Origin of the sequence: Micromonospora sp. WMMA1949, from assembly GCF_027460145.1 — a bacterium.
In the GTDB taxonomy this organism is placed as follows: Bacteria; Actinomycetota; Actinomycetes; order Mycobacteriales; family Micromonosporaceae; genus Micromonospora.
Genome location: NZ_JAPZBG010000001.1, coordinates 6,005,290 through 6,024,725 on the forward strand (window position 1 = coordinate 6,005,290; position 19,436 = coordinate 6,024,725).

Here is a 19,436-nt window from a genome sequence, read left to right on the forward strand (position 1 = left end):
ACGCCTCGTGCATAAGAAGGGGCCCTTCCTAACGGTTGAGCAGGGCCGCGAGCAGCTCCAGGTCCGCCCCGAGCAGGCTCTCCATCTGGTGTACGCCGTCGGCGGGCGCCAGCGGCACCTCTGCCGGCACCGCCAGCACCGCCGCACCGGCGGCGAGCGCGCTCGCCACCCCGGTCGGTGAGTCCTCGATCGCCACGCACCGCTCGACCGGCACGCCCAGCAGACGCGCGGCGGTCAGGTACGGCTCCGGGTGCGGTTTGGCCGCGTCCACCTCGTCGCCGCAGACCACCGCGTCGAAGCTGTCCCGGCCCAGCGTGTCCAGAGCCACCTCGACCAGGGACCGGCCGCTGGAGGTGACCAGCGCGGTGGGGATGCCGGCGTCGCGTACCGCGCGCAGCAGCGCCAGCGCGCCCGGACGCCACTGCAGCCCGGTGCGGAACAGCTCCAGGATCCGGGCGCTGATCCAGTCGGCGCTGGCCTGGACGTCCCGCTCCGGCTGGCCCAGGTCGTCGTGCACGATACGCATCGCGTCGGCCATCCCGGTGCCGACGATCGCGCGGCGGGCGTCCCCGGACAGGACACCGCCGTACACGGCGGCCAGCTCCTGCAACGCGACGTCCCACAGCTTCTCGCTGTCGACCAGGGTGCCGTCCATGTCGAAGAGCACGGCGGCGGGGTGCTTGCTGCTCAGCGGGGGCCTCCTTCGGTACGCGTACCCCGCCGATCCTGCCAGCCACGCCCGATGCGCCCGGCACCGTCCCCGATCGGGGTGACCCGTGGCATCACCCGAGACCGCAGGCGCCGAGCGACTTCTCGTACCCCCGGAAGAACGATTCGCTGCGCTGCTCGGCGGTGCCGTGCGAGCCCTCGGCGAACCAGGGCTGGTCCGGGTCGTCGCCGACCGCCAGCAGCCCTTCGCGGAACTCCTCCAGGTCACCGTCCTCCAGCTCCAGCGCCCCGGACCGCACGCTGTCCCCGAGGTACGCCCCGGCCATGCAGTCGGCCTGCAGCTCCTGCTGGATGGTGAAGTTGTAGCGGATGCCCAGCCGCACCTGCATGCCGTGGGCGTACTCGTGGCCGAGCAGGTAGAACAGGAACGCGTCGCCGATCTGCCGGAACGCCGCCACCGACCAGTTCACGTCGTAGGCGATGAAGTCGCCGGCCGAGCAGTACACCGCGTTGTTGCGCGGCAGCCCCTGCCCGGCGCAGGCCACCTCGCCCTCGCGGCTGTAGGCCACGACCCGCCGGATCGGGGTGAACCGCTGGCCGGAGGCGCGGAACTGCTGCGCCCAGTACCGTTCGGCCAGCCGTACCGCGTCCTGGATGTCCTGCTGGAACTCGGCGACGCTGGTGGTGCCGTCCGCCCTGGTGGTCTGCGACTCGGGCTGCGCGCTGCTCCGGGGTGCGGGCTGCTGCGGCTCGCCCTGGTCGTAGCCGCCGGCCATGCAGCCGGCCGCGACCAGCGCGGCCACCACCAGTCCGGCGATCGGCCCACGCCCCTGACGTCCCGCCCTGTCCCCCACCATGACCTCCCGGCTGTCGCACCCGTGTCCCGCAGCAGTACCCCCGGCGGACGCCGGTGATGCTCACCGGCTCTCACGCACGGGCGTCGGGAAACGTTCACCGGGTCGCGGTGAGCTGGGGCGTCCTCCACCGGCGACGCCGCGGGGAGCCCTCGGGGGCACGAGCGGGGAAGCGGACCGGTGCGGTCAGTCCAGGCCGCGCATGATGTGCGGCTCGCCGTCGTCGTCGCCGAAGCAGCGGTGCAGCACCTGGGCACGTGCCCACAGGTCCAGGCTGCTCGGCGGCCCGACCGGGCCCGTGCCGGCGGGTGTCGTGGTCAGCACGGGAGCCGGTTCCGGCGGGACCTGCGACGTCACCTCGTCGGTCATGTCCGCCCCTTTCGTCGTACCCATGCTCGCCTCCGAGCGTTTCCGCCACGTCAACGCCGACGGCGGGGGCGTGGACGCGGCGCGCCTGACCCGCGCCGGCCCGTACTCCGGTGACGGTAGCCCGCCGAGCCCGCGAGCACAGCCGTATTCCCGACGTCGCCGCAGGTCGCGGCCGTTGATCACGCCGCGGCGCCGCGGCCGCCGACCGGGCCGCAGGTGGCGCAGCAGGTACCGCCACGCGATCACCGAGAGCCTGGCGAGCACCAGCCCGACCGGTGAGTGCGCGGCCTCGGTGCCACCGAGCGCGTGACCGAAACGGGACAGCGCCTGGGAGTGGTGCGGTGTCCGCGGCGTGACTGTACGGCGAGCGCTGTGCTCACGAGGCGAGGTATTGCCGCTTGCATCCGGTACCCGGGTACGGGCTTACCGTCGAGAGATGACCGACGACTCCTGGGTCCCCGGCACCTGCACGCTGCCGACCGCCGAACGGCCGCTGCGGGTGGCCGAGTTCGACGGACTGTTCCGCGACGCGCTGCGCGGCGTCGACCGGCGGTCCGACCGGAATCTGCGGCTGCACCTCGACCGCACCGCCGAAGCGGCTGCCCGGGACCTGATCGCCCGCGAGTCGGCCTGCTGCTCCTTCTTCACGTTCGACCTCGCCCGCCCCGACGGCGACACGCTGAGCCTCGACATCCGGGTGCCGGCGGCCCGCGTCCGCGTACTCGATGCCCTGGCCCTGCGGGCCACGGTCGCGCGGGGCCGGTGATGGGCGAGCCGGAGCTGCGCAGCGGCCGGCTCGCCGACGCGGCCGGCGTGTCCGTGCAGACCCTGCGCTACTACGAACGGCGCGGGCTGCTGGCCGCGCCCCGGCGGTCGCCGGGCGGGCACCGCCTCTACCCGCCCGAGACCGTCACCCTGCTGCGGGTGGTGAAGGCCGCGCAGCGTCTCGGCTTCACCCTCGACGAGGTCGCCGGCGTGCTGGGACGCGGCCGGGGCGCGGGCCTGCAGGGACACGCGCGGCGCAAGCTCGCCGAGGTGGAACGGCGGCTGGCGGACCTCACCGTCGTCCGCGACACGCTCCGGGCCGCCGTCGCGGCCGGCTGCGACGACCCGGTCGAGTGTGCCGGCAGCGCCTGCTGCCCCCTGCCGTTCGCCGAGGGCGCCGACCGGACTGCCCGGCCGGCCTCCGGCCCGGTGTCGCTACGGTCTGACACATGACGGTCGTCCGGTCCATCCTGCTGTTCCTGCTCGCCGCGCTCGCCGAGATCGGCGGCGCCTGGCTGGTCTGGCAGGGCTGGCGGGAGAACCGCGGGCTGCTCTGGGTCGCCGCCGGGGTGATCGCGCTCGGCGCCTACGGGTTCGTGGCCACCTTCCAGCCGGACCCGAACTTCGGTCGCATCCTCGCCGCCTACGGCGGCGTCTTCGTCGCCGGGTCGCTCGCCTGGGGCATGGTGGTCGACAGGTTCCGGCCCGACCGCTACGACCTCGTCGGCGCGGCCATCTGCCTGGTCGGCGTCGCCGTCATCATGTACGCGCCGCGGACGGGCTGACCGTCCGCCATCACTCGAACCGGGCGATGAAGTCCTCCGGACGCCAGCGGGCCCCATCGCTGAGGTAGTGGAAGTTGAGGGTCAACTCGGCCCCGCCGGCCCGCTCCGCCATCTCCCGCAGTGTCATGTCCAGGAAGTACCTGTTCAACGGGATGATCGCCTTCTCGCCCTCCGGATACGGCACGTGCAGCAGCGCGAGCGCGTGGCTCATCGGTGGGTGCGTGAGGCCGCGTTCGTCGGCACGGTAACTGCCGTAGGTGACCTCGGCGATCCAGGAGATCTCGCCGCCGACGGAGGCCAGGGGGTACCGGCGCAGGGCCTCTGCCAGCAGCGATCCGAGGGTGCGCTGGGGGCGTACGTCGAGAAGCACACGATGCGAGTCGACGTCGTCGCCCATGCACACGGAATCCCGGTCGATCGAGATCTTCATGAAGCGCACCGTAGTACCGCCTGTCACCTCCGGGAGCGGGCGGCGGTGATGAGTTTTCCCGCCCGTACCCGTCACATCTTCGACAGGCCACGACGAGGCGGGAGGATGACGTGATGGGTGCGGAGACGCGGCGGGCGGAGCCGGACGTACGCGAGCTGGCTGAGGTCGGCGAGCCGGCGTTCGCCGCGCTGGCGCAGCGGCACCGGCGGGAGCTGCACGTGCACTGCTACCGGATGCTCGGATCGTTCGAGGACGCCGAGGACACCGTGCAGGAGACGTTCCTGCGCGCCTGGCGACGGCGGGAGACGTTCGCGGGACGATCGACATTCCGGGCCTGGCTGTACCGGATCGCCACGAACGCCTGCCTGGACCGGCTCTCCGCGTACCGGCCCGAGCCCGCGACCGGCGGCGAGGTGCGGTGGCTGCAGCCGTACCCGGACCGGCTGCTCGACGAGCTGCCCGCCGCCGGCGCCGACGAGCCGGAGGCCGTCGCGGTGGCCCGCGAGACGATCGAACTGGCGTACCTGGTCGCGGTGCAGCACCTCGCGCCGCGCCCGCGCGCCGTGCTGATCCTGCGCGACGTGCTCGGCTGGCCCGCCAAGGAGGTCGCGGAACTGCTCGGTGACTCGGTCAACTCGGTGAACAGCGCGTTGCAGCGCGCCCGCGCCGGCATGCGGGAACACCTGCCCGCGCAGCGGCAGGACTGGACCGGCGACGAGACGGACACCCGGACCCGCGAGCTGGTACGCCGCTTCACCGACGCCGCCGTCGCCAAGGACGTCGGCGCGCTCGCCGCCATGCTGCGCGACGACGTGCGCTGCTCGATGCCGCCCACGCCCGGCCTGCAGATCGGCCGCGACGCCGTGGTGAACGACTGGATCGCGGACGGCTTCGAGAGCCTGGGCAGCATGCGGGCCCTGCCCACCGCCGTGAACCGGCAGCCCGCCGTCGCGTTCTACCTGTGGCAGGAGAGCGACGGCGCGTACCTGCCGCTCACCGTCGACGCCCTGCGCATCACCGGCGGGGAGATCACCGAGATCGTCACGTTCCACGCCGACCGGTTCCCTCAGCTCGGGCTGCCGGAGCGCCTGCCGGCCGACCGTACGCCGTAGTGCCGGTGCGGACGCCCGCGCTGCCCGGCGGCGCACGCGTCGCGGTGGTCGCGACCTCACCCTCATGACGACGCTCGGAGGAACGACATGATCAGCAGTACCGACACCGGCGTGGGTTCTCGCCGTTCGCACAGCTTCCCGCGGCTCGCCGTCACCGGCCTGGTCGCCACCCTCGGCGCGATGGCGGTCACCACGTTCGCGGCGACGCTCGCCCGGGCCGCCGGTGTGGACTTCGAGATCCCGGACGGCGGCCGCGAGACGATCCCGTTGGGCGGGTTCGCCGTCGTGACCGGATTCTTCTCGCTCGTCGGCGTCGTCGTCGCCGCCGTCCTGCTGCGGTTCAGCGCACACCCCGTGCGGCGGTTCGTGTGGACGGCGGTGTCGCTGACCGCGCTGTCGATGATCCCGCCGTTGATCGCCGGGGGCGATGCCGCCACTACTGTCACGCTGGTCGGGTTGCACCTGGTCGCGGCGGCGGTGATGATCCCCGCCCTGGCGTGGAGCCTGCGCGCGAGGAAGGGCGACCGGGGGTAGCTCCACCTCGACGTTCAGCCGTGGTCGGGCGGAGCATCCGGTTACTCGGCCGTGGCTCCGCGACGACGCAGGGCCACCTTGGTGCCGCCGAACGCCACGAGCCAGGGCAACACCAGGAATCCGCCGCAACCGATCACGATCAGCCACAGCGTCTCACTCGGTTTTCCCTGGTGCTCCAGTTCGGGCCAGGTGAAGGCACTGCCGAGCAACGACAACGCGTAGAACAGGACGACCGCGATCGCGGAAGCCCTACCGATCCGGCGGCTGAGCCCAACGCCCGCAGCGCAGAGAAACCCGAGTCCGGACATGAGAACCGGAGCGAAGTACATACCGGACAGGACGACGAAGGTGGAGTACATCGCGCCCGGGTCGAGATCCGACTCCGCCAACGGTGGCAAGCCGGCTCCGACCGCGTGGACGACAGCGGACAGGGCGGAGTTCACCACTTCGGCCTCCTCGCGCCGGGACGCTCGCACGCCATCGGGATCGATCCCTCAGTTCGACGGATCGGAGCTGTGGACCCGCTCCGGAGAATTTCCTGCGATCTACAGGATTCGATCAGGAACACTCGGGCACTTCGATACGGACCATACGCCGGGCACCGCCAGTCGGCGCCCGGCGCCACGTACGACCGAGAGGTGACACCATGACCTTCCGCGCCAGGCTCGTCGGAGCCGCACTCGCCGGGACTCTCGCCGCCGGTGCATCGGCACTGGCTGGGGCGTCCGCGGCCAGCGCGCAGGCCGAACCCTGTGTTCAGCGCATCGCCGTGGTGAACAACGCCGCCTTCGTGATGTCCTTCAGTGTTCAGGCGAGCAACGGCCTGGAGACGGCGAACACCGACACCTACCCGATCAACCAGTCGCGGACGATCGATCTCACCACCACCGCACTTCCCGTCGGGTCCGATGTCCGGCCGGTGGTGGACGCGGTGGCCGGAGCGACGCGCACGCCGAGCAGCTTCGTGTCGTACTGCGAGAACGGGCAGACCGCCACGTACTCGGTGACCGGGACGACGTACGACTACTCGGTCACGCTGATCGGCTGACCGGCACGTCGACGCTTCGGGGCGTCCGCCTACGCGGCGGGCGCCCCGCGCTCGTACGCTACGTTGATCGAGTGCCCGTACCCCGGCTGATTCCCATCGCGCACGAGCCCGGCCACCGGACGGACACGATCGGCCGCTACGACGAAGGGCTGTTCCTCGCCTCGGCGTGGGACCACCACGCGTACGTGCACCGCTTCGACCACGACGGGACGTACCGGGACTCGACCATCACGCGGGTTCCGCATCGAGGCGCGCTGAGCGAGGCACTCGACGGGCTGCTCGCGAGCCTGCCCGGCAAGGCGTACGGCGACATCGCCGTACGCCTGTTCCAGACCCGTCAGGACGGTGTCGTGTTCGGTCTGGTCGACGAGTCCGGCGACCGGGCCGGCGACGGCAGCCACGTCGGCTGGGTCGAGTTGTATCCGGATCGCCTCGGGTTCCACGAGCCGTGGGACGGGCTCTACGACACGTGACGGCCGGCGTTGTGGTCCTCACCGGCCGGAGCTCCGCCAACCGCTGGTTGACGGAGCCCGACACGTTCGTATCGGTCAGGATGCGAGGGAGAAGTCCGCCACGACACCCTTGTGGTCCGAGTTGGTGTCCCCGACGATGCGGTAGTCGGTCATCCACATCACCTGGGAGCTCTCGATCCGCTTCCAGAAGTAGATGTAGTCGATGTGCCGGTTCCCGTGCGTGCCGGTCCCCTTCTCACCGTAGAGGTTGTAGACGGAGCGGAGGTTCGGCAGCTCGTTGGCCTCGAAGACCTTCCACGGGAACTTCTCGTACCCGCGGGCCTTGTCGGCGCTGAAGTCGACGTTGAGGTCGCCGCTGACGATGACCTGGCCCTCCGCCTTCTTCTCGCGGGCCAGCTCCTTGACCTCAGCGAACTGCTGCTCCGCGCACCTGGTACGCGGAAGGTCTTCCGGCGAGCCGTTGTTGTCGATACCGGCGACGGCGTGGAAGTTGATGTGGAACACGTATCGTCCGGTCGCCTTGTGCCGGTACTTGACCCAGTTGTTGTAGCGCGGCGGCGGTGGCTCGTCGGGGTTGGTGTCGCACACGAACTTCGACCCCTTGTCGACCACTTCGAACATGCTCTTCTTCGCCAGCAGAGCTTCACCGGCAGCGTGCACCGAAGTGGTCGGGGCGTAGAACGTCCATCCGTTGTCGGCGGCCCAGTCCACCAGGAAGGCCCTGCGGGGGCCCACCTCGTTGAGCGCGACCATGTCCGCCTTCGAGGTGATGAGGTTCAGGTCGTGGAGGAACTTCTCGTGGGTGAGGCCGTTGTAGATGTTCAGGTGGCCGGCCTGGAAGGTCGACGCCGCCGCGGCCGGAGAGACCGGCAGGAGGAGGGTCGCCACCGTGAGTGTGGCGCCCAGGGCGACGGCTCGCCGGACAGCTCGCAGGGTTCTTCTCATGAATGATCCTTCCCGTTTGAGGACACACCGGGCCGGCGCCGCCACTGTGGTGGCGGTCGCCGTCCGGTGACAAATCGTTAGAGCTCCACCTTGAAGTCGGCGTTGGCGCCGGAGCCCGTGATGACGAGACGCCCGGTCCGGCTCTTCCGCCCCGAGCTGTCGTCGGCGAGGTAGTTCCACGTCACCCACGGCTTGCCGTCCCGGGCCTCGTAGACGTCCATCGCGCCCGGCCCACGCTTGTTACCCGGCAACGAGTACTTGCGCATGGTGTCGGGCAGGTGGGCCGCCGGACCCGAATAGGAGAACCAGGCCCGATTCGGTCCGGGCATCGGCGAACACAGGCCGTCGTCGATCCGGTCGCCGCAGAAGGCGACGCCGGTCGAGTAGTAGTTCTCCCGCCAGGCGTTGCCGGAGTAGAAGAGATACCAGGAACCGTTGTGGTGGAACGCGCTCGGATTCTCGATGACGGCGACCCCGCCGGTGTCCCGGTACGTGACCCAGCTCAGATTGTCGCTGCGGAAGATGACGACCGGATCGCTGTCGCGGTCGACGGTGCCGTTCGGGTTGAACTTCAACCTCATGACGGAGAGCGCCGACTCCGCCCCTTCGGCCCGCTGCCCGTCCCGCCAGGTCATCCAGATCGCACCCGCGGGACCGGCTACGACGTCCGCGTCGAGTGCCCACCGATCGCCCTTGTCCGGGCAGGCGATCGGCGTGTCCTCGGCGTTGAACGGCCCGTACGGGTTCTGGGAGCGAGCCACGCCGATGCACTTGCGCCCGCCGTCGTTCTTCCTGCTGGCGGTGTAGAAGAGGTAGTAGCGGCCGACCCCGTCCTTGACGTGGTAGTGCGCCCCCGGGGTCCAGATCCCGGAGCCGGATTCGACCCACGCCCCACCGCCGCTCGGCATGGCGTCGCCGGCCACTGTCGGCGAGGTTCCCACGACATTCCCGGAGCCCGAAATGGCGTACGGCACCTTCTTGCCGCCGGTGCTGGCACCGTAGGTGATGTACTTGTTGGAGCCGTCGCGCAGCGCGATGGTATCGGCGCCAGGGAACGGGAAGTCCTGCGACTCGTCGGCCGGGTCGACGACGGCGGCGCCGGCGGAGGGTGCGGCGGCGACGCCGGTCGTAGCCGCGAGGGCCACTGCCAGCCCTGCCACGAACGCGCGGATGGTGACTCGCATGAGGCTCCTCTGAATCCGGGTCAGATCCTGAGCACAGATCAAAGCATGTGAATACAACGATTACCAGAGCCGCGCGGAGCCGGCGGACCACGCCCACTTGCGACTGGGGCACCCGTGGCCGACCTGCCCCGGTACGACTCGGCGCGCGGGCGCCGATCTCCGCGCGGATGTCCGTCATCCCTCACTAGCTGCCTGATCATCCGATCAGCCTTCGGGGCGTGGGAGCCGCGAGGACCGCACCCGCAGGGCTTCGATGCCGCTCTTGGGTACGACTCGACCGGGCCGGCGGCCCGGCAGCGGACCAACCGGGTGTCGTGAACTTGTCAGCTCAGGCTGGGCGACGGCGTCACTTGGCGTTGAAGTAGTTCGCCTCCGGGTGGTGCACCACGATCGCGTCGGTGGCCTGCTCCGGCACCAACTGGAACTCCTCGGACAACTGCACCCCGATCCGCTCCGCGCCCAGCAGCTCCACGATCTTCGCCCGGTCCTCCAGGTCCGGGCAGGCCGGGTAGCCGAACGCGTACCGGCAGCCCCGGTAGTCGGTGCGCAGCAGACCGGCCAGGTCGGCCGGGTCGTCGTCGGCCACGGTGCCGCCGCCGGGCAGCACCAGCTCGGCCCGGATCCGCCGGTGCCAGTACTCCGCGAGGGCCTCGGTGAGCTGCACGGACAGGCCGTGCACCTCCAGGTAGTCGCGGTACTCGTTGCCGGCGAACATCTTCGCCGTGTACTCGCTGATCGGCTGCCCGACGGTGACCAGTTGCAACGCCACCACGTCGAGCTGGTCGCCCTTGGGCCGGAAGAAGTCGGCCAGGCACAGCCGCCGCTCCTGCCGCTGCCGGGGGAAGGAGAACCGGGCCCGCTCGCTGTGCCCGTTCTCGTCCAGCACCACCAGGTCGTTGCCCTCGGAGTACGCCGGGAAGTAGCCGTACACCACGGCCGCCTCCAGCACCTGGTCGGAGATCAGGCGGTCCAGCCAGTACCGCAGCCGGGGCCGGCCCTCGGTCTCCACCAGTTCCTCGTACGACGGGCCCTTGCCGCCGCGGGCGCCGCGCAGCCCCCACTGACCCAGGAACGTGGCCCGCTCGTCCAGCAGCGCCGCGTAGTCGGCCAGCGGCACGCCCTTGACCACCCGGGTGCCGAAGAACGGCGGGTTCGGCACCGCCACGTCGGCCGCCACGTCGGAGCGGACCGACGCGTCGTCCAGTTCGGGCAGCGCCTCGCGCACCTGCGCCCGCTGCCGCTCGCGGCGCTCCCGGCGGGCCGCCAGCGCCGCCTCCCGCTCCGGGTCGATCACCGGCGCGCCGCCGCGCTTGGCCGCCATCACGCGGTCCATCAGGGACAGCCCTTCGAACGCGTCGCGGGCGTAGTGCACCTGACCGGGGTAGATCGACCGCAGGTCGTCCTCCACGTACGCGCGGGTCAGCGCCGCGCCGCCGAGCAGCACCGGCCAGCGCTCGGCCACGCCCCGGGAGGCCATCTCGGCCAGGTTCTCCTTCATGATGACTGTGCTCTTGACCAGCAGACCGGACATGCCGATCGCGTCCGCCCGGTGCTCCTCGGCCGCGTCGAGGATCGCGTTGATCGGCTGCTTGATGCCGATGTTCACCACGTCGTAGCCGTTGTTGGACAGGATGATGTCGACCAGGTTCTTGCCGATGTCGTGCACATCGCCCTTCACCGTGGCGAGCACGATGCGGCCCTTGCCGTCGTCGTCCGTCTTCTCCATGTGCGGCTCCAGATACGCCACCGCGGTCTTCATCACCTCGGCGGACTGGAGCACGAACGGCAGCTGCATCTGGCCGGAGCCGAACAGCTCGCCGACCACCTTCATGCCGTCCAGCAGCAGGTCGTTGATGATGGACAGCGGCGTACGCCCCTGCGCCATCGCGGTGTCCAGGTCGGCCTCCAGGCCGTTGCGCTCGCCGTCGATGATCCGCCGCTTGAGCCGCTCGTCCAGCGGCAGCGCGGCCAGTTCCTCGGCCCGGGTGGCGCGCGCCGAGGCCGCGTCCACGCCCTCGAACGCCTCGATGAACCGCTGCACCGGGTCGTAGCCCTCGCGGCGGCGGTCGTACACCAGGTCGAGCGCCACCTCGCGCTGCTCGTCCGGGATCCGCGCCATCGGCAGGATCTTGCTGGCGTGCACGATCGCCGAGGTCAGCCCGGCCTGCGCGCACTCGTGCAGGAACACCGAGTTGAGCACCTGCCGGGCCGCCGGGTTGAGGCCGAACGAGACGTTCGAGATGCCGGCGGTGAAGTTGACGCCCGGGTAGCGCGCGGCGATCTCCCGGATCGCCTCGATCGTCTCGATGCCGTCGCGGCGGGTCTCCTCCTGCCCGGTGGCGATCGGGAACGTCAGCGCGTCGATGAGGATGTCCTCCCGGCGCATCCCCCACCGGCCGGTCAGGTCGTCGATCAGCCGGGAGGCCACCCGTACCTTCCATTCGCGGGTGCGGGCCTGGCCCTCCTCGTCGATGAGCAGCGCCACGACGGCGGCGCCGTGCTCCTTGACCACCGGCATGACCCGCGCGTAGCGGGAGTCGGGGCCGTCGCCGTCCTCGAAGTTGACCGAGTTGACCACGCACCGGCCGCCGAGCATCTCCAGCCCGGCCTCGATCACGGCCGGCTCGGTGGAGTCCAGCACGATCGGCAGCGTCGAGGCGGTGGCGAACCGGCCCGCCAGCTCCCGCATGTCCTGCATGCCGTCGCGGCCCACGTAGTCGACGCAGAGGTCGAGCAGGTGCGAGCCGTCGCGGGCCTGGCTGCGGGCCACCTCCACGCAGGCCTGCCAGTCCCCGGCGAGCATCGACTCGCGGAACGCCTTCGAGCCGTTGGCGTTGGTGCGCTCCCCCACCATCAGGATGCTGGCGTCCTGGGCGAACGGCACGTGGTGGTAGATCGAGGAGACCCCGGCCTCCGGCTTCGGCTCCCGCGCCACCGGCGCCCGCCCGCCGAGGCGCTCCACCAGCACCCGGATGTGCTCCGGGGTGGTGCCGCAGCAGCCACCGATCAGGCCCACGCCGTAGTCGGTGACGAACTGCTCCAGCGCGTCGGCCAGCTCGTCCGGGCTGAGCGGGAAGTACGCCCCGTCGGCCGTCAGCACCGGCAGGCCCGCGTTCGGCATGACCGAGATCGGGATACGCGAGTGCTGTGCCAGGTAGCGCAGGTGCTCGCCCATCTCCGCCGGGCCGGTGGAGCAGTTCAGCCCGATCAGGTCGACGTCGAGCGGCTCGATCGCGGTCAGCGCGGCGCCGATCTCACTGCCCAGCAGCATGGTGCCGGTGGTCTCCACCGCGACCTGGCAGATGATCGGCACGTCCCGGCCCGCCTCGGCGCGCGCCCGCTTCGACCCGACCACCGCCGCCTTGACCTGGAGCAGATCCTGGCAGGTCTCGATGATCAGCGCGTCCGCCCCGCCGGCGATCAGGCCGGCGGCGTTCTCCTGGTACGCGTCGCGCAGCGAGGCGTAGCTGGCGTGCCCGAGGGTGGGCAGCTTGGTGCCCGGCCCCATCGAGCCGAGCACGAACCGGGGGTGCTCCGGCGTCGCGTACGCGTCGGCTGCCTCCCGCGCGATCCGCGCGCCCGCCTCGGACAGCTCCCGGATGCGGCCGGGGATGCCGTACTCGGCGAGGTTGGGCAGGTTGGCGCCGAAAGTGTTGGTCTCCACGCAGTCCGCGCCGGCGGCGAGGTAGGCGTCGTGCACGCCGCGGACCACGTCCGGCCGGGTCACGTTGAGGATCTCGTTGCAGCCTTCGAGGCCGTCGAAGTCGTCGAGGGTGAGATCGGCGGCCTGGAGCATTGTTCCCATCGCGCCGTCCGCGATCAGGATCCGATCGGCCAGCAGGTCACGCAACGAGATAGACACATGCTCCAGGGTAGTGCGCCCGGCTGCGCCAGAGTTATCCGATCCGGCCCTTCTCACATACTGCCCACCGGGCCCCGCGTACCCCTTTCCTCCGGTTCGCCCGGGTGGTCCGGCCCGGCGACCGGCGCGGCCGACGGGCCGGCCCCGGCGGCGGCACGTAGGCTGACGGACGTGAAGGACAACAGGGGTGCGACCGTGCGACGGGGCGGCGCCGCGCCCGACGAGCAGGGTGAGGTGACGGCGTGACCGAGTTCGACGGGCTGCCGGTACTGCGCTCGCCGGTCGCCATCGCGGCCTTCGAGGGCTGGAACGACGCCGCCGACGCCTCCACCGCCGCCGTGGAACACCTGGAGCAGGTCTGGCAGGCCCGGCAGGTGACCGAGCTGGACCCGGAGGACTTCTACGACTTCCAGGTGAGCCGCCCGACGATCACCATGGCCGACGGGGAGACCCGGCGCGTCGAGTGGCCCACCACGCGGTTCATGGTGGCCAGCCCGGAGGGCACCGAGCGGGACGTGGTGCTGATCCGCGGCATCGAACCGAGCATGCGCTGGCGGACGTTCTGCGAGCAGGTGCTGGAGATCTGCCACAGCCTGGAGGTCGAGCGGGTGGTGCTGCTCGGCGCGCTGCTGGCCGACGTGCCGTACACCCGGCCGCTGCCGATCAGCGGCAGCGCGTCGGACGCCGACGCCGCCAAGCGCTACCAGCTCACCCCCACCCGGTACGACGGGCCGACCGGCATCGTCGGCGTGTTGCACGACGCGTGCACCCGGGCCGAGGTCGACGCGGTGTCGTTCTGGGTGCACGTGCCGCACTACGCCAACAACCCGCCCTGCCCGAAGGCCACCCTCGCCCTGCTGCACCGGGTCGAGGAGGTGCTCGACCTGCCGGTGCCGATGGCCGACCTGGCCGAGGAGGCAGCCGAGTGGGAGCAGCGGGTACGCAGCGCCGCCGAGCAGGACGCCGAACTCGGCGAATACGTGCGTGAGCTGGAGGAACGGGTCGGCGACGCCGGCATCACCCCGTTGACCGGGGACGAGATCGCCCAGGAGTTCGAGAAGTACCTGCGTCGCCGCGGTGGTTCCGCCGGGCCGACAGCGGGTTCCTGGTAGCACTTTTCCGTCGAAGCCGGGCTCCCTGATCGGGCCCGGCTTCTTCGTGTCCGGGGTGGCGCGGTCACACCCGCTAGGGCATCCTAGGAACCTAGCTGTTCCGAGGAGGCCCGGATGCAGATCAACCCCGGCGCGGCCGAGTTCCCGCACCGGCAGATCGCCGCGCAGCTCAAAGCCCAGGTGCGCCGCGGCGACTGGGGCCCGGGCGAGCGACTGCCGTCCATCCCGGCCATCGCCGAGATGTTCGGCGTCGCGAAGCAGACCGTGCAGCGCGCCGTCGACCAGCTGCGGGTCGAGGGCATCCTGATCACCAAACCCGGCTCCGGTACGTACGTCCGGGGCACCCGGCGCCGCCTCAACCGCCTGTCCCGGGGCCGGTACGGCGGCTTCCGCGGCTACCACACCGACCTGGCCGCCCGGTACCGCCAGCAGCTCGTCTCGGTCGGCCGCTCCCCCGCCCCGGCCGAGGTGGCCGACGCGTTCGGCGTCGCCGACGGCACCGAGCTGCTCTGCCGGCGGCACCTGGTACGCACCGACGACTCACCGGTCGAGGTCGGCGCGTCGTGGTTCCTGCCCGCCGACGCGGTGGGCACCTCGCTGGAGCGGGCCGAGGCGTTCGGGCGCCCGCTCTACCAGGAGGCCGAGGAGGTCACCGGCCGGCGGTACGTGACCGCCACCGACACGATCAGCGCGCGCCAGCCCAGCCGGGAGGAGGCGGAGATCCTCCAGATCCGCCCGGACACCCCGGTGCTGCACCTGCTGCACGTGGCGTACGACGAGCGACGCAAGCCGATCGAGGTCGCCCAGGCCACCTGGCCCGGCCCGATGACCACGCTCACCGAGGAGTACAAGATCCCCGCGCCCGCCCCCGACCAGGACCCCGACCCCGGCCTGGTCCTGGGCTGATCCCGCCCCGGCTCCCCTCGATCTGTGAGTGGGGGTTGTCAAGTGGTGCGGTGGTGGTTGGTGATGGTGCGGTAGATCTGTCGGGCGATGTAGCGCTTGAGGCAGCGGGTGATTTCTTTGGTGGTGCGGCCTTCGGTGCGGCGTCGGGTGATGTAGTCGCGGGTTTCGGGGTGGATGCGGCGGCGGGTGAGGGCGATGGTGTGTAGGGCGCTGTTGAGGGTTCTGTCGCCGCCGCGGTTGAGGCGGTGGCGGTTGGTGCGGCCGCTGGCTGCGGGGATGGGGGCGGTGCCGGCGAGGGTGGCGTAGGCGGCTTCTGATCGGACGCGGCCGGGGTGGGACCAGGCGGTGAGGGCGATCGCGGCGGTGACGGGTCCGATGCCGGGTTGGTCGAGCAGGGGTGGGCACAGGTGTGTGACGAGGGTTCGGAGGCGCCGGTGGTTGTCGGCGAGGGTGGCGTCGAGGGTTTGGATGTGCCGGGCGAGGGTGGTCAGTTCGCGGCGGCGGGTGTGTTCCTCGCAGGGCAGGTCGGTGGTTTCGGGTAGGTCGAGGGCGGCCAGGCGGGCGATCTGGGTGGTGGTGGACAGCCCGCGTAGCGCCTCGCGCAGGGTGTCGTCGGCGGTCAGGATCAACGCTTTGACCAGGTTGATCGTGGCGGTGCGGGTGTCGCTGTGGTGTCGGCGGCAGATCAGCAGCAGACGCAGTGCCTCGCGTGGTCCGTCGCTTCGGGGCACGGCGATGCGCTCAGCGGGCAGGGCAAGCACCGTATGGGCGGCGGCGACCGCATCCAGGTGGTCGGACTTGCCGCCCCGCCGGCGTGACGCGGCGGCGGGTTTGGGTGCCTCGCTGACCGCTTCACCGGCAGCGGTCAGCACCCGGCACAGCCCTTGACCGTGCGCCCGGGTTCCTTCCACCGCCCACAACCGGCGCCCCTGCGGTGGGGTGTGCGCGACGGCGAAGGCCAGCAGCCGGGCCAACCCGTCCGGGTCGGTGGGCACGGTGACCTGCGCCAGCACGGCGCCGAGACGGTCGACCACGGCGGCGGTGTGCGTGTCGGTGTGAGTATCGACCCCTACCACCACGTCGTAGCGATCCGCGACTCGCTCTACGATCCTTGTCATCTCGGATTGTTGCTCCTTAGCCAGCGACGACCGGGACAGTCGGCGTCGGCTCGGGAAGCAGTCACCACGGCGGCAGATCTGTGATGGGCCACGTGTGCTCGCACGGGCAGGCTTCTGATCAGGCCAGCAGGGTGGGCCGGGCCGGCGCCGACGATCACCCGGGGACAGGTCTTGCACAAGGCACACCCACACCACGGGCAGCCGGATCGACGAAGAGTCACCCAAGTGATCATCGATGCCGAACCCTAACGGCAACCAGCCGAACCGATCACCACACACATAGAAGCGTCTTGCACTTCGCGCCCCGGCAAACGGAACATTCACGACACCCTCGGGGCCACAACCGCAAGATCGCCGGCTGGGCACGCCGAGTGGAACACCACGGGTGTCAAACGGCCCTCGACACACCCATCACGTTCCACCCGCCCTCAAGGCTCGCGCGATCTTGCGGTTGCAGCCCCCGCAAACCGTGCGAAAGGGGCGAGATGCGGGCCGTAAGTGCAAGATCGACGCGCGGGAGGGGCGGGGCGGCGGGAGGGCGGGGTTACAGGGCGATGCCGAGGAGGGCGTCCACGGTGTCGGCGAACAGCTTCGGGGCGGCCGGGTCCTCGGTGACGCCGTCAAGGGCTCCGTCGGCCCAGCGGTCGGCCGCCGCCAGGGCACCCGGCGTGTCCAGGTCGTCGGCCAGGCGCTCGCGTACCTCGGCCAGCAACGCCGCCCCCGACGGCCCGGCCGGTGCGGCGGCGGCCCGCCGCCAGCGGCCCAGCCGCTCCTGCGCCTCGGTGAGCAGCTCGTCGGTCCAGGAGCGGTCGCTGCGGTAGTGCCCGCTCATCAGCGCCAGCCGCACCGCCATCGGGTCCACCTTGTCGGCCCGCAGCCGGGAGACGAAGACCAGGTTGCCCTGGGACTTCGACATCTTCTCCCCGTCCAGGCCGATCATGCCGGCGTGCACGTAGTGGTCGGCGAACGGCGCCTCGCCGGTCAGCCGCTCGGCGTGCGCGGCGGAACACTCGTGGTGCGGGAAGATCAGGTCGTTGCCGCCGCCCTGCACGTCGATCCGGTCGCCGAGCAGGTTCAACGCGATGACCGTGCACTCGATGTGCCAGCCGGGACGGCCCGCGCCCAGCTCGCCGCCGGGCCAGGACGGCTCGCCCTCGCGGGCGCCGCGCCACAGCAGCGGGTCGAGCGGGTCGCGCTTGCCGGCACGCTCCGGGTCGCCGCCGCGCTCGGCGAACAGCTCGATCATCTGCTCGCGGGACAGGTTCGACTCGTAGCCGAACCGGGGCGCGGCGGCGATGTCGAAGTAGACGTCGCCGGTGCCGTCGTCGAGGCGGTACGCCGCGCCGTCCTTCAGCAGCACCAGCACCTTCTCGGCGATGTCCGGGATCGACTCGACGGCGCCGACGTAGTGCGCCGGCGGGATCATCCGCAGCGCCTCCATGTCCTCGCGGAACAGCGCGGTCTCCCGCATGGCCAGGACCTTCCAGTCCTCGCCGTCGCGCTCGGCGCGCTCCAGCAGCGGGTCGTCGATGTCGGTGACGTTCTGCACGTACCGCACGTCGAGGCCGGCGTCGCGCCACATCCGCTGCACCAGGTCGAACGTGATCATGGTGGCGGCGTGCCCGAGGTGCGTCGCGTCGTACGGGGTGATGCCGCAGACGTACATCGAGGCCGCGCCCTCGGGCCGGCTGGGATGGGCGCCCTGCCGTGCCGAGTCGTACAACCGCAGCGGCACGCCCTCACCCGGCAGCCGTGGCACCTCGTGTCCCGCCCAAGACTCCATGACCGCCAGCCTAACGATCCGTCAGGCGCTCAGGTGCCGCCCCACGGGTGATCAACGCGACAACGGCTCACATCGGTGGCCAGGGCATCGCCGGCCACTCCTGCGGCGGCAGCGGGAACCGGCCGGACTCGCGCAGCCGCCGGACCCGTTCCGCCAGCGCGGTCAGCTCCCCGATCGTCAGGTGCTCGGCCAGTTCCTCGCCCAGCGGGCCGGCCAGCTGCCCGGCGAGGCCGTCGAGCATCTCCACCGCGTCCGGCGGCAGCTCGCGGCCGGCCCAGCCCCACAGCACCGTCCGCAGCTTCTCCTCGACGTGGAAGCTCACGCCGTGGTCGACGCCGTAGATGCGGTCGTCCGGGCCGACGAGCACGTGCCCGCCCTTGCGGTCGGCGTTGTTGATCACCGCGTCGAGCACGACGAGCCGGGCCAGGCGGGGGTCGTCGGCGTGCGCCAGCGCGTACGCCGCCCCGTCGTCGTCACGGGCCGCGGCCACCGGGAACCAGCGCGGCGGAACCTCCCGCGCCGGCACGAACCCGACGAGCGGCTCGGCGTCGTCCGGCTCGTCGATCCAGAGCTGGCACGAGCCGGGACCGAACGGGCCGTCGCGCAGCACGGTGGGCGGCACCAGGTCCCAGCCGGTGGCCCGGGACACCAGGTACGCGGACACCTCCCGGCCGGCGAGCGTGCCGTCCGGGAAGTCCCAGAGCGGGCGCTCGCCGCGTACCGGCTTGTAGACGCAGTGCGCGGTCACGTCGCCGAGGGCGATGACACCGCGCAGCGTCGCGTTGGAGGCGTCGACGAGCCGCCCCTGGAGGGTCAGCTCACCGTCGGCGAGCAGCCGCAGCGCCTCGGCGCCGTCCTGTCGGGGCTGCAGTTCCGACGAGGTCACCGGTGATAGCCGTTGTGCCGGGGGCAGAGGTGACCGGCCGGGTCGAGCGGCTGGCCGCACAGCGGGCAGGGAGGCCGGCCGGCGTTCACGACACGCTTGGCCCGCTCGATGAACTCGCGGGTCGCCTCCGGGGTCAGCCGGACCCGCAGGCGGTCGAGGTCGTCGTCCGGTTCGTCCGGGTCCTCGTCGGCGTCGTCGTCCGCGTCGCCCAGCTCGACCTCGACCTCCGCCTCACCGACGGCGATCGCCTCGATCACCACGGTGGCGGTGTCCACGTCGAAGGCCAGGCCCAGCGTGCCGACCCGGAACTCCTCGTCCACGGGCGTGTCGAGCGGCTCGTTGTCACCGGTCGCCGCGGCGGCCGTCTCCGGCAGCTTCACGCCGAACCGGCGCTGCGCCTCGGTGAGCAGCTCCTCGAGCTTCTCGGCGAGCAACGACACCTGGACCTTCTCCAGCGACACGCTGACCAGCCGGCCGCCGCCGCGCGCCTGGAGGAAGAACGTGCGCTCCCCCGGCGGGCCGACCGTACCGGCGACGAACCGCTCCGGCGGCTCGAAGGCGTGCACCTGGTGCGTCATACCCACGACCCTATCCGGCGTGT

21 protein-coding genes are annotated in these 19,436 nt (G+C 71.4%); 9 read left to right on the plus strand and 12 right to left on the minus strand.

Annotation, left to right across the window (positions count from 1 at the left end; all coding sequences use genetic code 11):
* Window positions 1–28: 28 nt before the first annotated feature.
* The 3 genes from O7607_RS28075 to O7607_RS28085 form a co-directional block, all read right to left on the minus strand.
* Entirely contained in the window at window positions 29–667 is a 639-nt protein-coding gene (locus O7607_RS28075; RefSeq protein WP_269706453.1) for an HAD family hydrolase, read from the minus strand.
* A 115-nt stretch (window positions 668–782) separates the two neighbouring features.
* A complete protein-coding gene (locus O7607_RS28080; RefSeq protein ID WP_269707098.1) occupies window positions 783–1,523 on the minus strand; it encodes a neutral zinc metallopeptidase in 741 nt (246 codons plus the stop codon).
* A gap of 186 nt (window positions 1,524–1,709) precedes the next feature.
* Entirely contained in the window at window positions 1,710–1,892 is a 183-nt protein-coding gene (locus tag O7607_RS28085) for a hypothetical protein (protein ID WP_013286093.1), read from the minus strand.
* 436 nt (window positions 1,893–2,328) lie between these two features.
* Here O7607_RS28085 and O7607_RS28090 point away from each other — a divergent pair, with 436 nt between their 5' ends.
* Genes O7607_RS28090 through O7607_RS28100 form a run of 3 tightly spaced genes read left to right on the plus strand, consistent with a single transcriptional unit; the run spans window position 2,329 to window position 3,442 of the window.
* A complete protein-coding gene (locus tag O7607_RS28090; protein WP_269706454.1) occupies window positions 2,329–2,658 on the plus strand; it encodes a hypothetical protein in 330 nt (109 codons plus the stop codon).
* Window positions 2,658–3,110 (plus strand): MerR family transcriptional regulator, encoded by a 453-nt coding sequence (locus O7607_RS28095; protein WP_269706455.1) that lies wholly within the window; start codon window positions 2,658–2,660, stop codon window positions 3,108–3,110. The genes O7607_RS28090 and O7607_RS28095 overlap by 1 nt, the downstream gene beginning before the upstream one ends.
* Complete coding sequence (locus O7607_RS28100; protein WP_269706456.1) at window positions 3,107–3,442, plus strand: YnfA family protein; 336 nt, start codon at window positions 3,107–3,109, stop codon at window positions 3,440–3,442. Before O7607_RS28095 ends, O7607_RS28100 begins: the two co-directional genes overlap by 4 nt.
* A 10-nt stretch (window positions 3,443–3,452) precedes the next feature.
* Here O7607_RS28100 and O7607_RS28105 read toward each other — a convergent pair whose 3' ends face one another.
* On the minus strand, window positions 3,453–3,872 hold the full coding sequence (locus O7607_RS28105; RefSeq protein WP_269706457.1) for a hypothetical protein: 420 nt from the start codon (window positions 3,870–3,872) through the stop codon (window positions 3,453–3,455).
* Between the two features lie 113 nt (window positions 3,873–3,985).
* On the opposite strand from O7607_RS28105, the gene O7607_RS28110 reads away from it, so the two are divergent.
* Together O7607_RS28110 and O7607_RS28115 are read left to right on the plus strand one after the other, a co-directional pair.
* Window positions 3,986–4,984 (plus strand): RNA polymerase subunit sigma-70, encoded by a 999-nt coding sequence (locus O7607_RS28110; protein WP_269706458.1) that lies wholly within the window; start codon window positions 3,986–3,988, stop codon window positions 4,982–4,984.
* Between the two features lie 87 nt (window positions 4,985–5,071).
* Complete coding sequence (locus O7607_RS28115; RefSeq protein WP_269706459.1) at window positions 5,072–5,518, plus strand: DUF6069 family protein; 447 nt, start codon at window positions 5,072–5,074, stop codon at window positions 5,516–5,518.
* A 41-nt stretch (window positions 5,519–5,559) separates the two neighbouring features.
* On the opposite strand, the gene O7607_RS28120 is transcribed toward O7607_RS28115, so the two are convergent.
* Window positions 5,560–5,961, minus strand: coding sequence for a hypothetical protein (locus tag O7607_RS28120; protein WP_269706460.1), 402 nt, complete (start codon window positions 5,959–5,961; stop codon window positions 5,560–5,562).
* A 203-nt stretch (window positions 5,962–6,164) separates the two neighbouring features.
* On the opposite strand from O7607_RS28120, the gene O7607_RS28125 reads away from it, so the two are divergent.
* Window positions 6,165–6,566, plus strand: coding sequence for a hypothetical protein (locus O7607_RS28125; protein WP_269706461.1), 402 nt, complete (start codon window positions 6,165–6,167; stop codon window positions 6,564–6,566).
* Between the two features lie 71 nt (window positions 6,567–6,637).
* Window positions 6,638–7,039 carry a hypothetical protein gene (locus O7607_RS28130; RefSeq protein WP_269706462.1) on the plus strand — a complete coding sequence of 134 codons (402 nt, stop codon included), beginning with the start codon at window positions 6,638–6,640 and terminating at the stop codon, window positions 7,037–7,039.
* Window positions 7,040–7,114: 75 nt separating this feature from the next.
* Here O7607_RS28130 and O7607_RS28135 read toward each other — a convergent pair whose 3' ends face one another.
* From O7607_RS28135 to metH, 3 genes are all read right to left on the minus strand, one after another.
* On the minus strand, window positions 7,115–7,984 hold the full coding sequence (locus O7607_RS28135) for an endonuclease/exonuclease/phosphatase family protein (protein ID WP_269706463.1): 870 nt from the start codon (window positions 7,982–7,984) through the stop codon (window positions 7,115–7,117).
* A gap of 77 nt (window positions 7,985–8,061) precedes the next feature.
* Window positions 8,062–9,168, minus strand: a complete 1,107-nt coding sequence (locus O7607_RS28140) for a family 43 glycosylhydrolase (RefSeq protein WP_269706464.1) — start codon at window positions 9,166–9,168, stop codon at window positions 8,062–8,064.
* Window positions 9,169–9,514: 346 nt separating this feature from the next.
* Window positions 9,515–13,030 (minus strand): methionine synthase, encoded by a 3,516-nt coding sequence (metH, locus tag O7607_RS28145; protein ID WP_269706465.1) that lies wholly within the window; start codon window positions 13,028–13,030, stop codon window positions 9,515–9,517.
* Window positions 13,031–13,272: 242 nt separating this feature from the next.
* On the opposite strand from metH, the gene O7607_RS28150 reads away from it, so the two are divergent.
* Both O7607_RS28150 and O7607_RS28155 read left to right on the plus strand, forming a co-directional pair.
* Entirely contained in the window at window positions 13,273–14,142 is an 870-nt protein-coding gene (locus O7607_RS28150; RefSeq protein ID WP_030504102.1) for a PAC2 family protein, read from the plus strand.
* Between the two features lie 114 nt (window positions 14,143–14,256).
* Complete coding sequence (locus tag O7607_RS28155) at window positions 14,257–15,048, plus strand: GntR family transcriptional regulator (protein ID WP_269706466.1); 792 nt, start codon at window positions 14,257–14,259, stop codon at window positions 15,046–15,048.
* A 38-nt stretch (window positions 15,049–15,086) separates the two neighbouring features.
* On the opposite strand, the gene O7607_RS28160 is transcribed toward O7607_RS28155, so the two are convergent.
* The 4 genes from O7607_RS28160 to O7607_RS28175 all read right to left on the minus strand — a co-directional run bounded on the left by O7607_RS28160 (window position 15,087) and on the right by O7607_RS28175 (window position 19,413).
* Window positions 15,087–16,166, minus strand: a complete 1,080-nt coding sequence (locus O7607_RS28160; protein WP_269702002.1) for an IS110 family transposase — start codon at window positions 16,164–16,166, stop codon at window positions 15,087–15,089.
* 544 nt (window positions 16,167–16,710) lie between these two features.
* Window positions 16,711–17,949 (minus strand): cysteine--1-D-myo-inosityl 2-amino-2-deoxy-alpha-D-glucopyranoside ligase, encoded by a 1,239-nt coding sequence (mshC, locus tag O7607_RS28165; protein ID WP_269706467.1) that lies wholly within the window; start codon window positions 17,947–17,949, stop codon window positions 16,711–16,713.
* A 67-nt stretch (window positions 17,950–18,016) separates the two neighbouring features.
* Window positions 18,017–18,835: an SCO1664 family protein gene (locus O7607_RS28170; protein WP_269706468.1), complete on the minus strand. Its 819-nt coding sequence runs from the start codon at window positions 18,833–18,835 to the stop codon at window positions 18,017–18,019.
* Window positions 18,832–19,413, minus strand: a complete 582-nt coding sequence (locus O7607_RS28175; RefSeq protein ID WP_269706469.1) for a DUF3090 domain-containing protein — start codon at window positions 19,411–19,413, stop codon at window positions 18,832–18,834. The genes O7607_RS28170 and O7607_RS28175 overlap by 4 nt, the downstream gene beginning before the upstream one ends.
* Between the last annotated feature and the right edge of the window lie 23 nt (window positions 19,414–19,436).

Coding starts and splice junctions, on each gene's coding strand:
- O7607_RS28085 (WP_013286093.1), bottom strand. CDS start 1,892: ATGACCGACGAGGTGACGTCGCAGGTCCCGCCGGAACCGGCTCCCGTG.
- O7607_RS28095 (WP_269706455.1), top strand. CDS start 2,658: ATGGGCGAGCCGGAGCTGCGCAGCGGCCGGCTCGCCGACGCGGCCGGC.
- O7607_RS28175 (WP_269706469.1), bottom strand. CDS start 19,413: ATGACGCACCAGGTGCACGCCTTCGAGCCGCCGGAGCGGTTCGTCGCC.
- O7607_RS28100 (WP_269706456.1), top strand. CDS start 3,107: ATGACGGTCGTCCGGTCCATCCTGCTGTTCCTGCTCGCCGCGCTCGCC.
- O7607_RS28115 (WP_269706459.1), top strand. CDS start 5,072: ATGATCAGCAGTACCGACACCGGCGTGGGTTCTCGCCGTTCGCACAGC.
- O7607_RS28110 (WP_269706458.1), top strand. CDS start 3,986: ATGGGTGCGGAGACGCGGCGGGCGGAGCCGGACGTACGCGAGCTGGCT.
- O7607_RS28160 (WP_269702002.1), bottom strand. CDS start 16,166: ATGACAAGGATCGTAGAGCGAGTCGCGGATCGCTACGACGTGGTGGTA.
- O7607_RS28105 (WP_269706457.1), bottom strand. CDS start 3,872: ATGAAGATCTCGATCGACCGGGATTCCGTGTGCATGGGCGACGACGTC.
- O7607_RS28125 (WP_269706461.1), top strand. CDS start 6,165: ATGACCTTCCGCGCCAGGCTCGTCGGAGCCGCACTCGCCGGGACTCTC.
- O7607_RS28155 (WP_269706466.1), top strand. CDS start 14,257: ATGCAGATCAACCCCGGCGCGGCCGAGTTCCCGCACCGGCAGATCGCC.
- mshC (WP_269706467.1), bottom strand. CDS start 17,949: ATGGAGTCTTGGGCGGGACACGAGGTGCCACGGCTGCCGGGTGAGGGC.
- O7607_RS28135 (WP_269706463.1), bottom strand. CDS start 7,984: ATGAGAAGAACCCTGCGAGCTGTCCGGCGAGCCGTCGCCCTGGGCGCC.
- O7607_RS28140 (WP_269706464.1), bottom strand. CDS start 9,168: ATGCGAGTCACCATCCGCGCGTTCGTGGCAGGGCTGGCAGTGGCCCTC.
- O7607_RS28090 (WP_269706454.1), top strand. CDS start 2,329: ATGACCGACGACTCCTGGGTCCCCGGCACCTGCACGCTGCCGACCGCC.